Origin of the sequence: Cerasicoccus maritimus (genome assembly GCA_031296935.1) — a bacterium.
Lineage (GTDB): Bacteria > Verrucomicrobiota > Verrucomicrobiia > Opitutales > Cerasicoccaceae > Cerasicoccus > Cerasicoccus maritimus.
This window is the reverse complement of the sequence record JAVDPD010000013.1, coordinates 60068-75220: the sequence shown is the minus strand read 5'-3', so window position 1 is coordinate 75220 and position 15153 is coordinate 60068. Positions and strand designations below refer to the sequence as shown.

Sequence of the window (15153 nt, the reverse complement as noted above, 5' to 3'; positions counted from 1 at the left end):
CAAGCATGCTTGTTGTTGTTGTTCGGTTCTGAAGTCCTCCCTCGGTTGCTCGCTTGTTTTCAAGCGGCTTATACTGCTATGCGCGCGCGACTGGTCGGCGCTTAATGACGTATTCAATGTCGTTTGAGGGTGGCAGGCGGTCTTATCTCTAGAACGGGCTTGGCCCATACATTTTTCCAGACGCGCTCCTTCACCGGAAAGATTATTGGGTTGGCTTTTCTACTTTGTTTATCTTGAGCGAAGTTATCCTATTTGCGGTTTGATGAGCAGGCCGATTTGCTCGGGGGTGGTTTGGTCGGTAAAGAGTCGCCACAGGTCCACGGCCAGTCGTCGGGCGACCGCGACGATGGCTTTTTTCCTGGCTGCCGGGGAGGTTTTCTTTTCCAGCAAGGCGGCGCGGAACTTTTGGATCGGCGGGTAGTTGGGCTGATAGCGCACCAGGCGCCAGGCGCACTCGACCAGCTTGGCGCGCACGCGCGGGTTGCCGTGTTTGGTGATGTGGCCCTGCCTGCGCTTTTTGCCCGAGGAATGTTCGCTGGGGCACAGCCCGGTGTAGCTGCTGACTTGGCGGCGGTTGTTGAAACGACTCCAGTCGCACATCTCCACACCCAGTTGGCGATAAGTCAGCGCGCCGATGCCGCGTGGCAGCGCCTTGGGGGCGTCTTGCTCGAGCTCTTCGGTCAGCGCTTTTTCCTGCTGACAAACTGCCTGCAGCAGCTCGCGCAGCACGCTCAGGTGTTGCAACACCCACTGCGGTGCGGACTCCTCCAGCTCACGCCAGCGGGTGCCTTGCCACCACTGGCCTTTCACGCGAATGTCCTGCGTCAGCAGCAGCGAGCGACCTTGCCCCTGCAAGCTTTTGCGGTGCTTCTGGATCTGCTCGCGCAGGCGGCAGCGGGCGCGTTGACGCTCCTGCTTGAGGCTCGGCACATGCACCACCGTGAAGGCTTTGCGGTTGCCGCCGACGTAGCGGTCCAGACGCTGGCACAAAGCCAGCGCGTCCAGCGAATCGCTTTTGACTCCGCGCCCCTGCTCGTCCCAATCCTGCGGAACCACCACGTAGCTGTCAGCGTGAACATCGATGCCGAGCTTAACGGCCAGGTATTGTTTTTGATCTATCATCGGTTGCCGGGGTGAGCAAGGGCTGGACCCGGCAACTTCATGTTATCTCTAGCCGCTTGCGGTCGTGTAGAAATCAAAGTGGCTCTCATCGACTTGCCGCACCATGACTGGCAATGATTTGCGCGAGGGCAAGGCTTCAGCCTTCCCAAACGTCGCAAACCGGCTACAGTTCGCTAATGTTCTAGCGAGCGAGGTCGCTGAGTTTGAGAACCTTTATGCCACTGGAGGAGAGAATATCTGTGGCCATATCATTATCTTCCAAATGCAGGACGAGGCCACACTTACCTTGTGGGCGCATGAGCATGGGGTAGGTGTAGTGAATATTTATCTCCGTTTGTGTGAGGGCGCAGGTCACGTTTCGGATGTCCTTTTCAGAATCGAATTCAACCACCATGACCTCGTTCAAGGAGAAGGCCAATCCCTGTTCTTCGAAGAGCTTTTTGGCGTCCTCCCAATAATCCGGTATCAATCGGAGTATGGCGCTGTCCGTCGTGTCGACCGTGCAGATCGACAGTATGTGGATATTGTGCTGGGCGAGCATCATAATGATGTCATTCAGTCGCCCAACTTTGTTATCGGCAAAGATTGAGAATTGCCGGATGCAGTCGTCACCCGGACTGCGCAGTATTTCCGCACTCATAAGCCAGTTGTTGTAAGCCGCTTAGAGAACCATGACAACTACTAATTATCCAGAGTAGTTCCCAGCGAGCAAATTTCGCTTAAGCGACTTGGACGCTTGGCTAGCTAATGGTTTCCTGTAGAGATACCGATTAGGGCGGCTTAGACCACGCGGAATTCCGCATTTTCGAGGCCTGGTGCCCGCTCCTTAACGATGGTCTGATTACCATCCGCCAAGACTACAACGCGGGGGGTCCACTCCTTGGCTTCCTCGGCAGTCATGCGCGCAAAGGACATGATGACAAGCAGGTCTCCGGGTTTGCCTCGGTGGGCGGCAGCGCCGTTGAGGGCAAACTTGCGGGACCCGGCAGGGGCCTCGATGGCGTAGGTTTCCAAGCGTTCGCCATTCGATATGTTGCCTACAAGAATTTTCTCGAAGGGGAGCAGGCCGATGCGCTCCATCAACTCCGCGTCAATGGCTAGTGAGCCCTCATAGTCAACTTCTGCTTCAGTGACTTCGGCTCGCAAAATTTTACTCTTTAGAATATCGACTAACATTGTCTTAGTTAAAGGCACAGCAATTTCCGTACACAGAATCGTTTAGTTCACATTAACTTTTACCGAGCGTCAATGCACAAGTGGAGAATTAGCCAAATACTATTCCCTGATGCGTGGGATCTTTCACGAATTGGTTTTGCTAGTGGAGGAATGTAACTAACTGGATATGAGTGATTAATGGCCGCATTTGCAATGGTCGTGGCCGTGATCGTGGTGATTGCAGAGTGCGCTGTCGGGCAAATCAATGCTGAGCCCTTCCTGATGTTTTTTTAGCAATTCCGCTACGGTGCGGCAATTGTCAGCATGAAAAATAAGCAAACCTGCTTCATGCGCCCGCTGTAGGGCCCCACGGCCCATGTTTTGTCCGAAGAGGATGCGGCAACCGCGTTGACTGAGGCCTTGAATTGGGGCACATTCACCTGTCATTCGCAGGTTGTCTGCACTCAGGCACTCATAGTTGCCTCCGTCGGCATCCACGATGGCAAAGAACGGAGCCTTGCCGAAGTGGACGCAAATTACTGAATCATGGCCTTGGTCGGCCTCAACGGGTACGGCCAGGCGCTGGATGTTTTGGGTGGCTGTCATGCGGATTTTACCTTGATGTATTGAATGACTTCGTGGTTGGAAACGCCCTTTGCGGTGTGCGGCACGATGCAGACTTCTGCGAGTAACTCTATCGCATCAGGGCCAAAGCGTCCGGCGACAATATCTGTAACGTTTGCTTGCCTGAGACAGTGGATTGCGGCTTGCGCTGCTTGTCGCCGGACGTGGGCCCCTGCGTTCTCCAGGACCGTCGTGTGTGTGGTAACAGAATTGTGGATAATGAAATATCTGGCGCGACCAAAGATAGAGCTAACTGAGCTGTCGAGATCGCCATCCTCACTCGCAATTGCAATGATGCGCTCTGGAGGAGGTTGTCCAGAGTCAGGCTCTATTTCATCAAACTTGATTTGAAAGTCTGCGGTTTCTTCGGCATCGATGCAAAGGGGACGGTTGCGTTCAATGCCCAGGGCGATCGAGCGGCGTGCTCGCTCTAGCATGCGGCCAGCAGTGCTGTGGGAAACTCCAAGTTCGTTAGCGGCTTCGCGAAGAGTCAGCGCATGTCCGTCCACTAGTCGCATGACTTCGAAATCGAGCAGAGATACTTCGGCGTAGGGCTTTAGCTGGCGCTCAGTTGGGTTCACCGGCAGGTAAACCTTAGGGGAGGGCATACCTTGAAGCTGGCGTTGTTTAGTAGGGCGTCCCATGAGTTGTATGGTTTTAGTAACGGGAATATTCCCGAAATGAGCAACCTGTAACCAGCTCTTTTGCACGCTTAGAAGGAGGGGAAAACACGCGATTAAGCATGCTTTCTAACTCACAGTACGGGAGAAGTAAGCGTGGCTTGGCTTATCCGACTTCCCGAGCTGGGGTGACCGCGCCGTTAGCGACTGCTTCATTACGCGCCTCGCGGCGTGCTTCGGCAATTTGCTTGCGGCGGGCGAGCTCACGCATGTCCACGGCGACGTCATCCTTTTCGAAGATTTCCTGCCCGAGAATGTGCTCCATCACGTCTTCCATCGTGACTACGCCTGAGACGGAGCCAAATTCATCCACAGTAACCGCGAGCTGTTGATGGTTCTTGAGGAACTGCTGTAGCGCATGTGCGGCGTTCGCAGTGTCGGGAACGTAGATGACTGATTGAGTCAGTTGTTTGACCGTGACGGCGTCTCGGTCTTCAGCCTTGGCCTTTAGCAGGTCACGTCGCCGGACGACCCCGACGATATTGTCGATGTTTTCATCGTAAACAGGTAGCCGAGCAAATGGGATGTTTGGCAGTCGTGCAAATACTTCGCCAATGGTTTCCGAGCATTCGAGGGCCGACACAACCGTGCGTGGTGTCATGATTTCGCTGATCTTAACATCGTCCAGACTTAGGGCGTTAGAAATGATGAGGCTCTCGTCAGCGGTTAGAGTACCCTCTTTGGCGCTTTTTTCAGCCAGAAGGATGATCTCTTCTTCGCCCGATTCTTCCACGTTGCGCTTACCGGCGATTAAGTTGACCAAGGCTTTACATGCCTTGGATATTGGCCACATGGTAATGCGAATTATGTGCAGTGGATAGACCATCAGCGGCTGTAGGGAAGGGCGGTAGAGCACGCCGACATTCTTCGGAATGACTTCGGAAAAGATGAGAATCGCAGCGGTGAGCAGCAGTGGAAAATAGTGAACTGCAAACTTTGGGTTTTCAACGAATAGCTTGACGGCAAAACCTCCTGACAGCGTGGCGCCCAAGGTATTGGCGACGGTATTCAACGTGAGAATCGCGGAAGATGTTTCTTCGATGTCTGTTTTAAACTTTTCCAGCAGAGCTCCGCGCTTTGGCGCTTTGTTCTTGAGGCTCTCAATTTCAACCGTTGTGGTGCTGAGGATCATGGCCTCTAGCAGTGAGCAAAAGGCAGATACGGACAACGTAAAGATGACTGCGAGGATGAGCGGTAGATAGTCCATCAGCGCAGGAGGGCGGGCCCGCGGCCCGCGGTTCTAGGTAAAGGCTCTATATCTTCAGGTTCCATGTATTGAATCCTCCATGTCATAGATTATGAGAACCAAATGCAAGCATAACCCGCGCCTGTTTACTGGCGCAATGTTGTGCCTGCAAATAGCCCTCCTTATGTGATATGCAAGTGGAGTATTTCTTGGCGGATAAATGACCTTTCTCCCTTGACCACTGAAATAAAACGCAATTTGATCTAGTTCCCAGACAACTCTTTACGATATGCACACACCCAGAATCCTCGTTGCTGCCTCGGCATTAATCGCCTCCTTCACGTTTTCGGGATGCGAGTTATTTGAAGAAGGTTTCGAGCAGCCCGTTACCGTTTACTCATTTCCAACTGGTGCCGATGTTTCCATTGATGGCGAAAGCGTTGGCAAAACCCCGGTCACCGTTGAGCTTGGGCGACTCAAAGCGCACCAGTTAGTCCTCAACAAAACCGGCTACAAGCCCCAGAAGGAAACGGTCTTGCCGAGTCGGAATGACGAAGGCAAGGGCCTCGTTCGTTTCGGCCTGATGGAAGACACGGGCCTTTATTACGACCTCGGCCCTCAGCCAGTTCAAGCTCAGCTTGTCCCGGATGTGCTCCCAGATAGCAGAGGTATTGATGCCTACAGTGAAATGGCGACTATCATCACGGAAGTCGATCAGCGTCGCGAATCCGGCCAAATTGGTCCGGTAGAGCACAAGTATATCGTTGATCAGATCGTCAATTTCTACGCGAACTAAGCGCGTCCAATAATTTCCTGACGAAAACCCGGCCTTACGCCGGGTTTTTTCTTGGCGTGTGATCAGATTGTTAGACAATCCGCGGCAATGAGTGATTTACAGCACACCCCGCTCTACGCCTTTCACCTCGATCACGGTGCTCGCATGGTGCCCTTTGCCGGTTGGGAAATGCCGGTGCAGTACACTGGCATTTTAGATGAGCACCTGGCAGTCCGTGAGCGCGCGGGCTTGTTCGATGTAAGCCATATGGGCGAGGCGCTGATTAGCGGTGCTGGGGCTGAGGCCTTCCTCGACTACTTATTGCCGAACAAAATTGCGGGCACGCCGATTGGCAAAGGTGTTTACTCGCCGATGTGCAATTCTACGGGTGGTGTGGTGGATGACCTCATTGCCTATCGACTGGGTGAAACCGAATTTTTGCTCTGCATTAACGCTTCCAACACCCAGAAGGACCTCGACTGGATACAGCAGCAGCTTTGTGGTTTTGACTGCTCCTTGGAAGACGTTTCGGCGACTTACGCTCAACTTGCGCTTCAGGGGCCGATGGCGCTGGCAATCCTCAATGCCGTGGCAGGTGTTCCCGAAGGCAAGGAGCTACAGGTCAGGCGTTTCCGTGTGCTGGAAACAGAGATAGCCAGTATTCCCTGTCTCATTTGTGGCACGGGTTATACGGGAGAAGCAGGTGTCGAAATCTATTGCCACCACGGCCATGCTCGACAGTTGGCTGGTGTGATCTTAGACGTCGGTGAGCCGATGGGCCTCACACTCTGTGGTTTGGGTGCCAGAGACAGTTTGCGTCTCGAGGCGGGGCTTCCGCTGTATGGACACGAACTGGGCGACGACATTACGCCGACTGAAGGTTGTGTCGGCTGGACTGTGAAGCTGGATAAGCCGGGAGATTTCATTGGCAAAGAAGCGCTCCTGGCAGAGCGCCAAAATGGTCCGAAGCGAAAAGTCATATTTTTCACCATGAGCGACCGTCGCATTGCTCGTGCGGGTACGCAGGTGTACCAAGGTGACACACTGGTCGGTGAGGTTGTGTCTGGCACGCAGTCGCCGGTGCTGGGCTGTCCAATTGGCAGTGCTTTAGTGGACGCCCAAGTGGACGTCAGTGCCCTAGAGGTCGAAATCCGTGGCAAGCGTTTTCCGATCACTGCTAAGCAACCGCCGCTTCATCTGTAATCCGGCGGACGCGGGGCGTTACCAATTCGTTTTAGTTATGCTGCTGCCTTTCAGCAGAGGCGTATGCAGGGATGTTGAAATGATTTAAATTGGCGGGCTATTGCCGCGCATTGTCGCGGCATGAAGGCTTTAGCTCCGCAGGAAGCTGTCGACCTTATTGGCGACGATGACGCCGTAGTTGATCGTGCCGAGCCAGCCGCTCATGATGATGCCCACCGAGCCCGCGTGGTAGAGGCCGGGTAGTTGATCGGGCAGGGCCATCGAAACCTTCAGCCCTTCGAACTTCGTGCCGAACGAGGCCCCACCGAAGTGGCGGACGTAGCTCTTGACCGTGCGCGGGGTCGCGGCTTCGAGGTGATCAACCTTGCTGCGGATGTCGGGAATGTATTTTTCCAGGCCGTCGAGGGCTTCTTCGCAGAGGCGGGTTTTCGCGGCTTCGTAATCTTCGTCCGAAAGGTCCTTCCAGTCGTCCCAACGCGCGTTGAGCGAGGCCACGATGGCGTAGCGGTCGTCTTCGACGTGGGGACGCGTTTCCGGGTAGTAAACCGAGAAGGTGCGGCTGCTGGTTTTGAAGCTCGTCAGCTCGTCGCTGGAGAAATCCTGGGCTTCGGAGGTGAAGACGAGGTCGCCGATAAACGGGATGGACTCGCCGCGCTTGATGCCGATGTAAACCTGGCAGGAGCTGGTGTTGAGGCGCACGGCCTGGGCTTCGTTAATGAACTCGGGCGTGAAGTTTTCTTTGCCCGCGAGTTCGAAAATGGTGTTCTTTATGTTGGCGTTGGAGAGCACGGCGCGGCACTTTACGGTGCGCGTTTCGCCGGTGCGCGGCTTAATGGTGACGCCGGTGATCTTGCCGTCTTCCACGTGGACTTGCTCGACGAGGCAGTTCTTGCGCAGGGTCACGCCGTTGCCTTCGAGGATCTCCGTCATCTGCGAGATCAGCTGATCCGTGCCGCCCTGGTAAATGAACACGCCCTTGCTCATGAAGTTGGAGAACACGATGCCATAGGTGATGGCCGGGTCGTCCCAAGTGGAGCCGTTGGCGTAGGAGATCGGCTCCATGAGCAGGCGGTGGACGTCGTTGCGGCCGGGGAAGAATTCTTCGAACATTTCCTTGGCCGTGCGGTCGTCGCGGTCGTAGTAATTCATCTGCGCGAGGTGCTCATAGAATGCCTCTACGCGCTCGCGCTCGACGCCGAATTTTTCGACAAAAATCTTGGTGAAGTCGTCGCGGTCGAAGGTGGTTTCGACATCGAACTGCGGGTTGATGAAGCGCACGCTCTTGAGCTGGACGATGCGGTTGGCGATGTCCTTGCTCCAGTATTTGCGGCAGCTCTTGATCATGCCGTGGGGGAAGCCGTGGAGCGAGATGTCGAAGATGTGTCGGCCGGGGCGCTTGAACCAGGTAGCCAGGCCGCCGAGCTGGTAATGATGCTCGAGCAGGAGGACGCGGTGGCCCATCTTTGCGAGGGTGTTTGCGCCCGTCAAACCGCCGAGACCGCTACCGATCACGACCACGTCATATTCGTCTTCAATGCCTTCCAGCCAATCTTTCGCCATCTTCTTTTCGGGTATAAAAACCGGCCAAAGTAGGGCACCCGTCGCGAAAGGCAAGGGCGGAAGAAGTAACTTATCGCAACCAGAGGTCGTCCCAAGCCTGCAAAAATTGACTAGCCATCTCGGGCGGATGGGCTTTCATCAAGCCAACATGCCCGACGCCTTTTACTCCGATTTCGATTCCGCTGCCTGGGGGGAGAACGGTCCGCAGCCGCCAGCGGACGATCCGCATCGCACGCCCTATCAGGTGGACCGCGACCGGGTGATTTTCTCCTTCGCCTTTCGGCGCCTGCAATCGAAGACACAGGTTTTCCAGTCTGGCGAATACGACTTCTACCGCACGCGGTTGACTCACTCGCTGGAGGTGGCGCGCATCGCGCGTTCGATCGGGGAATGGCTCCGCCGTCCGGAAATGGGCGGGCAGGCGATTGACTTGGATCTGCTCGAAGCCATCGGCCTGGCGCACGATCTCGGGCACCCGCCATACGGCCACATTGGCGAGCGCAAGCTTAACGAGCTCATGGCCGACTACGGCGGTTTTGAGGGCAACGCGCAGACGTTACGCATCCTGACGCAGCTAATTTACGAGCGCCCCGACGGTGCCACGGGCATGCGCCCGACGCGCGCGTTCCTCGACGGCGTGCTCAAATACAAGTCGCTGCGTTCCGAGGAAACCAAGCGCAAGGGCCAGCTGCCCGCGAACCACTTTATCTACGATGATCAGGCGAATATCCGCGACTTCGTGTTTGGCGGACGCACTGCGCCGGAGGATGTCGTCCTGAATAAATTTAAGAGCGTCGAATGTCAGATCATGGACTGGGCGGATGACACCGCCTACTCGCTGCACGACATTGTCGACGGTGCCAAGGCGGGCTTCCTGACACTGGACTCCATCCAAGCCTGGGCCGCGACGCTGCCCGAGGACTTGCACTGGATGCGTGAGCATGCGGCCTACGAGCGGCTGCTGGACTCCATCAAGCAGAACAAGCTGGAGCCGCGCTTTGCGAACAAGGTCGGCAATTTCATCCACGCCTGCAAGCTGGCACCGGTCGAGAACTTCCTGAGTGGCCTCACGCAGCGCCATGCCTACACCGTGGTCATCGACCCCGAGGTCGAGCGCGAGCGCGACATCTACAAGCAACTGGCGCTGGATGTCATCTTCCGCTCCACCCGCATCCAGCAGATCGAGTTCAAGGGCGGGGTGATCCTCGACAAGCTCTTCAACGCGCTGGCCGATCATTATCTCGACGGTCGTATGACTGGCCGTGCGCTGAAAGTCCTGCCCGAGCCGGTCCACAGCTGGACGGTCGGCGCGGCGGATGAGGTCTCCCGCGCGCGCTACCTGTGTGACTTTATTGCCAGCCTCACCGACCCGCAGGCCGCGCGCCTGTATAAGCGCCTCTTCGATCCGGACTTCGGCTCGATCACGGATCTTTCTTAAAGAAGCCAGGGTGCCAGCTCTACAACCCGGTTGGCCTTTTTACGTTGCCGCCTCGATTTGATTTTTACTGACTTATTCAATGCAGCCGCACCCTGAACTGACTGAGCACTACTCTTCGCTGGATGAAAAGCAGAACTTCCTGCGCAAGGTGTTCGACGAGGCTGCGCCGCATTACGAGGGCATTGCCAAGTGGGGGTGGTTTGGCACCGGGCATAACTACCGCGTGTGGGCTTTGAAACGGCACGGTCTCAAGCCCGGCATGAAGGTGTTGGATGTCGCTGCTGGCACCGGCCCGACGGCTCGCGCTGTGCGCGATGTAATCGGCATGGAAAACGAAGCCGACATCACTTGTCTGGAGCCCAGCGCCGGCATGATTGCCGAATCCAAGAAGCTCATTAACTGTGAGCACGTGCGGGCCGGGGCGGACGATATGCCCGTGCCCAGTGAGCACTTTGACTTCCTGACGATGGGCTTTGCGCTGCGTCATGTGGATGAGCTGGAGCAGTCGTTCCGCGAATTTTACCGGTGCCTGAAGCCGGGTGGCAAGGTGCTGATCATGGACGTCACTACGCCGCCAGGGAAACTGGGCAAAGTGTTTTTCAAGCTGTATTTCAAGCACATCCTGCCGTTCTTCACGAAGGTGTTTACGGGCAGTGAATCTGCCCGCTACCTGATGGCCTACTATTGGGATACGATGGATCAAATGGCGCCGACCGAAGTGGTGCTGGAAGCCCTGCGCAAAGCCGGCTTTGCCGAGCCGAAGCACGACTTGCTCAAAGGCTGCTTCAGCGAATACACTGCTACCAAGTGATCGCGAATTTTCTGTTTTGATGAACCAGTTTCCTGCGAAATTCATAGCCATGCCCGCCACCGCCACGCGTCCGCACAACGAGCTGATCCCAGCTTGCATTGCGCGGCTTGAAGCCGATAGAGCGGGGGACTGAGGGCGATGCCCATTCGGGTTTTATTTGGCGCCGCAGAGTCCGGTCTGGATCCCCGCCGGGGAGAAATTCACGTGGCCACGCCGCTGCTCATGGGGCCGGGGCACGAGACTATTTGCCCGGGGCCGCTGGATGTCTTTGCGCAATCAGCTGACCATTTCATGGCGGAAAGCAACGGCTGGCTGACGGCTGCCTACTGTGTGCCGATCTGCGGCACGATTGCGGAAACGGCACAGCGGCTCTACGCCCGCATGCTCACGGATTTCGCCGATGCGCAGATCGTCCGCATTTGGAATTTCGTGCCCGCAATTAATGAGGAGGTGGACGAGCTGGAAAATTACCGTGGCTTCTGCCTGGGGCGTCATGAGGCGTTCGTCGAGCAGTTTGGCGGCCGCGCTAATGAGTCCTTTTGCTCCGCCTCGGCCGTGGGCGTAGGGGGGCGGCATTTGGTGGTTTTCGGCTTGGCGACGCATCGTCGGGTTTTACATCAGGAAAACCCGCTTCAGGCGCCGGCTTATCATTACCCGGACCGCTATGGCCCGCGCCCGCCGAGCTTTAGCCGCTCGTCTTTTGTGCCCGGGGAATCGCCCGTGCTCTACATTTCCGGGACGGCCGCAGTGCGCGGCTCCGAAAGCGTGGCGGTGGGCGACTTGATGGGGCAACTCGAAGTGACCGGCGAAAACCTCGACCGAATCATCTCCGAAAGCGTGGGTTCGCTGGGGCAGGATATAGCCCAGGTCGGAGTCGCCTCCGGGCGCGCCTACGTGCGTAACCCTGCCGATGCAGAGACCGTCATGGCCTGCATTCGCGAGCATGCCTGGGCGAAGGACGACCAGGTGAACGTTGTTCAGTCCGACATTTGTCGCAGTGAGCTACTGGTCGAAATTGAACTTTCTTGGCCGGCCGCCTTGACCTAGACGCGGACTCAGTTTCATTCCCAATTTTATGGCGGATGCCACCATCGATTGCCTGATTGCCGGCGCCGGTCCTGCGGGGACCGCGGCTGGAATTCTGTTGGCCGAAGCGGGGCTGCGGGTGGTGATCGTGGAAAAACAGGACTTCCCGCGCTTTCGCATTGGGGAATCGCTGATCCCGGCAGTGAACGCCACCTTGAAGAAACTGGGCGTGTGGGAGCGCATGGACGAGGCGGGCTTCCTGCGCAAATATGGGGCAGAGTTCCTCTATGGCGACGGCTCGCAGGTGGTCCACAACGTCTTCGCCAAGGGCTTCGTGCCGGGCTACGAATACACCTACGAGGTGGAGCGCAAACGCTTCGACCAACTGCTGCTGGACCGCGCGGTCGAGGCCGGTTGCGAGGTCCGCCAACCGGTGGCTGTGGATTCGGCTGAGCAGGTCGATCAACGCTGGCGCGTTAAGCTCAGCAACGGCGAGTCGATTGACGCCCAGTGGTTTCTCGACGCCTCGGGGCGGGGTGGTGTGCTGCCGCGTCGCCTGGGCATGAAGCGGGAAGAATTCGATCACCTGCCGCGGCGCTTCGCCGTCTTCAATCACTTTCGCGGCGTGCAGCGTCGCCCGGGGTGTGAGGCGGGCAACATCACGATTGTCCGCGTGCCCGATGGCTGGTTTTGGTCGATCCCGCTGGACGCCGAGCGCACGTCGGTAGGGCTCGTCACGGCGCGGAACGAGCCGGGCAAACGCCCGCCCGAGATCTTTGCCGACTGCGTGGCGCGCAACGCCTTTTTGCGCGGATGGATGGCCGATGCCGAGCCGCTGGATGACTTTCAGGTCCAGGCGGATTATTCCTTCCGCCAGCCGCGCTACGCGGGCGAAAACTGGTTCCTGCTCGGTGATTCCGCGTGCTTCCTCGATCCGGTGTTTTCGTCGGGCGTTTACTTGGCCTTGTCCTCGGCCGAGCACGCCGCAGGGCTGATTTGCGGGCAGGCGCGCGAGCGGGGTTACCTGACCGACAGCGAGCAAAAGAGCTATGAGGACAACCTCAATGGCCGGGTGTCGGTGATGAACAAGCTCGTCAGCATTTTCTACGACCCCTACGGCTTTTCGGTCTTCATGAGCCCGACGAATCGATTCCGGCTTTTTGCCGCGGTGAACGCAATTGTGGCTGGGCACACGCAGATGGAATTTGGGCTGCGCTGGCGCTTCGCGCTGTTTTGCTGGATCTGCCGCCTCAACCGCCGCGCGCCACTGGCACCGTTGGTGGAACTTAGTTGACCGATTGCGCTTGGCGCGGTGGCCGTTGATTCGTAGAACCGGCCCATGATTCGAGTCCGCCGATCCTCTATTCGCCGGTTCCCCGCCCCCGAAGAAAGTGCCCTGATCTGCTTCCTGTCGCTCACGTTGGGCGAGGGCGGCTCGGTGCGCGGCTGCGCGGTAATACGCCCGCCTGAAGCTGCGCCGGAGTTTGCTCAAGCGGCTGAACAAGCCGCCCGCCTGGCCACCGAGGTGCGCGCTGGCAGTGTGTTCAGCTTTTGGCTGCAGATGCGCGCCGCGCTCGACTCATGGCAGAAAACCAATGGCAAATCTATGGCCGCCGCCGCCTTTGGCCTCGCGTTGTTGGAGCGCGCGTTGATGGACGCCTTTTGCCGCGCGAAGACCAAACCTTTTGCCGCCTGTCTGCATGATAACGACTTTAAAATCGAGCTCGGCAAGCTGTGTCGTCCGCTCAAAGACCGCCAACCTGGTAAGCTGCTTGAGGGGCCGCTGCAAGGCGGCATGCGGGTGCAACTGGCCGTAGCGCCCGCTGCTCCGATGACGGAGCTGGAGTCAGCTATTGCCGCTGGCTATCGACAGTTTAATCTCGGGCTGTCCGGGCAGGCGACCGCTGATTTGGCGCGACTCATCGACATCGCTGCGCGCCTCGATCAGATCGAAGGCCGCTATGCAGTGAGCCTGGAAGGTAATGCCTCCTTTGCCACACCCAAGGAATTGCGTGAATTATGGGAAGGCATGAAAGCGGTGCCCGAGCTAAAGAAGCTCATGCGCAGCGTGGCCTACATCGAGCAACCTTTTCCGGTCGATGACTCGCTGACCAATGCTGCGCTGGCGCTGTTTGCCGAGTGGCCGGAACGTCCGCCAATCATCGTTGACGAGTCCGACGACAGCTTTGGCGCCTGCGCCCGTGCGCTGGAGTGGGGCTACGCGGGCACGGTCTTCCGCGCCGCGCGGGGCATCATCCCGGGCGTGGTTGACGCGAGCTTGCTCGGCGCCCGCCGCGACCGCGAACCCATTGGTAAGTGGACGATTGCCGGCGGCCCCTTGAGCGTTGGTTTGCCTTTGGCGCAGCTCGCGGAACTCTCGGCCAACGCCGCATTTGGCCTTGGCTCCTGCACGATTACTCCCGGGATGCTGGCGGCTCCCACGACCGACGATCCCTGGCGCGAAACGCTCGTCGCAGCGCATCCCGAGACCTTTGATGCGCAGGGCGCTTTGCGGGTCAATGGTGGCGCCATTGCGCTCGATGAAGTGGTCCGCGCAGGCTTTGGTTGCCTGCCCGAAATCGACGCAACTGAATTGCTGCATGCCTAGCGAGGAGACACTCCAGGAGCATCGGGCTTTGCGCACCAGCATTTGGGGCAACCTGGTGCTGGGCGTGCTTGGGCTGGTGTTTGCGGTGTTTAGCCGGTCGGACGCCGTGCTACTCGACGGCGTGTTTTCGATGATCAACTTTGTCGTCGCGCTGCTCTCGCTAAAGGTCGCCAAGATGATCATGCGGCCGACGAACGACCGCTACCCGTTTGGCTACGTTTACTACGAGCCAATGCTCAATTTGGGCAAAGGCCTGCTGATCGGGCTGGTCTGCTTGTTGGCGTTTGTATCGTCGGTCGAGGCGTTGATTCATGGCGGTCGGCAGATCGAGGCGGGCATCGCGTTTTTCTATGCGGCGGCGGCGGCGGGCATCGGTGGATTCATTGCATACACCTTGCGTTCGCTGGCGCGCAAATGCAGTTCGCCCATCGTGGAGGTGGACGCGAAAAACTGGCTGCTCGACACCATTCTCAGCGCGATCATTGCCGTGGCGCTGCTCGTCGTGTATCTATTGCAAGATTCCAGTTTGAGCAAATGGACGCCCTATGCGGACCCGGCGGCGGTGCTGGTGCTGTCGCTGATTTTCATTCCGATTCCGATCAATATTATTCGCCACAACTGGGCTCAAATCGTCGGTCGGAATGTGGACGAGCAGCTCCTGGCCGACGCCAAGAAATTGCTCGGCGATTTTCTGGCCGACAAAGACTGCGCGAGCCACGAAGTTCGTGCCGTGCGCGCGGGGCGCTTTGTGTATTTGCACTTGTTCATCGTGGTCGAGCGCGACGCGAAATGGCCGGGCAAAGTGGAGGATCAGGATGCGTGCCGTCGGGTGGTTTTCAATGAGCTCAAGCCGCGCTATCCTTACATCGTGGTCGACGTGATTTGTACGCACGATGCGGAGTGGGCGGAGATGGATTTCTGATTTAAAATACGCGTTGCCCCCTGCGGAATTTCGCCAACACTGA

At 57.6% G+C, this 15153-nt stretch carries 15 protein-coding genes; 8 read left to right on the top strand and 7 right to left on the bottom strand.

Going from position 1 to position 15153, the window contains the following annotated elements; all coding sequences use genetic code 11:
* Nucleotides 1-243: 243 nt before the first annotated feature.
* From RBB62_RS09980 to RBB62_RS09955, 6 genes are all read right to left on the bottom strand, one after another.
* Nucleotides 244-1122, bottom strand: coding sequence for an IS110 family RNA-guided transposase (locus RBB62_RS09980; RefSeq protein WP_309398645.1), 879 nt, complete (start codon nt 1120-1122; stop codon nt 244-246).
* Between the two features lie 181 nt (nt 1123-1303).
* Nucleotides 1304-1762 carry an acetolactate synthase gene (locus tag RBB62_RS09975; RefSeq protein WP_309398644.1) on the bottom strand — a complete coding sequence of 153 codons (459 nt, stop codon included), beginning with the start codon at nt 1760-1762 and terminating at the stop codon, nt 1304-1306.
* Between the two features lie 140 nt (nt 1763-1902).
* Complete coding sequence (gene panD, locus RBB62_RS09970; RefSeq protein ID WP_309398643.1) at nt 1903-2298, bottom strand: aspartate 1-decarboxylase; 396 nt, start codon at nt 2296-2298, stop codon at nt 1903-1905.
* A 174-nt stretch (nt 2299-2472) separates the two neighbouring features.
* Nucleotides 2473-2883: a NifB/NifX family molybdenum-iron cluster-binding protein gene (locus tag RBB62_RS09965; RefSeq protein ID WP_309398642.1), complete on the bottom strand. Its 411-nt coding sequence runs from the start codon at nt 2881-2883 to the stop codon at nt 2473-2475.
* On the bottom strand, nt 2880-3545 hold the full coding sequence (locus tag RBB62_RS09960; protein ID WP_309398641.1) for a DUF134 domain-containing protein: 666 nt from the start codon (nt 3543-3545) through the stop codon (nt 2880-2882). Before RBB62_RS09960 ends, RBB62_RS09965 begins: the two co-directional genes overlap by 4 nt.
* 142 nt (nt 3546-3687) lie before the next feature.
* The gene (locus tag RBB62_RS09955; RefSeq protein ID WP_309398640.1) at nt 3688-4788 is read right to left on the bottom strand and encodes a hemolysin family protein; all 1101 of its coding nucleotides are present in this window, start codon (nt 4786-4788) and stop codon (nt 3688-3690) included.
* 268 nt (nt 4789-5056) lie between these two features.
* On the opposite strand from RBB62_RS09955, the gene RBB62_RS09950 reads away from it, so the two are divergent.
* Both RBB62_RS09950 and gcvT read left to right on the top strand, forming a co-directional pair.
* Nucleotides 5057-5563: a PEGA domain-containing protein gene (locus RBB62_RS09950; protein WP_309398639.1), complete on the top strand. Its 507-nt coding sequence runs from the start codon at nt 5057-5059 to the stop codon at nt 5561-5563.
* 87 nt (nt 5564-5650) lie between these two features.
* Nucleotides 5651-6745 carry a glycine cleavage system aminomethyltransferase GcvT gene (gene gcvT, locus RBB62_RS09945; RefSeq protein WP_309398637.1) on the top strand — a complete coding sequence of 365 codons (1095 nt, stop codon included), beginning with the start codon at nt 5651-5653 and terminating at the stop codon, nt 6743-6745.
* A gap of 129 nt (nt 6746-6874) precedes the next feature.
* Here the strand turns inward: gcvT and RBB62_RS09940 are convergent, their stop codons facing one another.
* Complete coding sequence (locus RBB62_RS09940; RefSeq protein ID WP_309398636.1) at nt 6875-8305, bottom strand: phytoene desaturase family protein; 1431 nt, start codon at nt 8303-8305, stop codon at nt 6875-6877.
* Nucleotides 8306-8453: 148 nt separating this feature from the next.
* On the opposite strand from RBB62_RS09940, the gene dgt reads away from it, so the two are divergent.
* The 6 genes from dgt (at nt 8454) to RBB62_RS09910 (ending at nt 15110) form a co-directional block, all read left to right on the top strand.
* Complete coding sequence (gene dgt / locus RBB62_RS09935) at nt 8454-9743, top strand: dGTP triphosphohydrolase (protein ID WP_309398634.1); 1290 nt, start codon at nt 8454-8456, stop codon at nt 9741-9743.
* 79 nt (nt 9744-9822) lie between these two features.
* Entirely contained in the window at nt 9823-10554 is a 732-nt protein-coding gene (locus RBB62_RS09930; RefSeq protein ID WP_309398633.1) for a class I SAM-dependent methyltransferase, read from the top strand.
* Nucleotides 10555-10692: 138 nt separating this feature from the next.
* Entirely contained in the window at nt 10693-11601 is a 909-nt protein-coding gene (locus tag RBB62_RS09925; RefSeq protein ID WP_309398632.1) for a chorismate transformation FkbO/Hyg5 family protein, read from the top strand.
* A 28-nt stretch (nt 11602-11629) separates the two neighbouring features.
* A complete protein-coding gene (locus tag RBB62_RS09920) occupies nt 11630-12874 on the top strand; it encodes an NAD(P)/FAD-dependent oxidoreductase (protein ID WP_309398631.1) in 1245 nt (414 codons plus the stop codon).
* A gap of 45 nt (nt 12875-12919) precedes the next feature.
* Nucleotides 12920-14188 (top strand): hypothetical protein, encoded by a 1269-nt coding sequence (locus RBB62_RS09915; RefSeq protein ID WP_309398630.1) that lies wholly within the window; start codon nt 12920-12922, stop codon nt 14186-14188.
* The gene (locus RBB62_RS09910) at nt 14181-15110 is read left to right on the top strand and encodes a cation diffusion facilitator family transporter (protein ID WP_309398629.1); all 930 of its coding nucleotides are present in this window, start codon (nt 14181-14183) and stop codon (nt 15108-15110) included. The genes RBB62_RS09915 and RBB62_RS09910 overlap by 8 nt, the downstream gene beginning before the upstream one ends.
* The last annotated feature ends 43 nt before the right edge of the window (nt 15111-15153 follow it).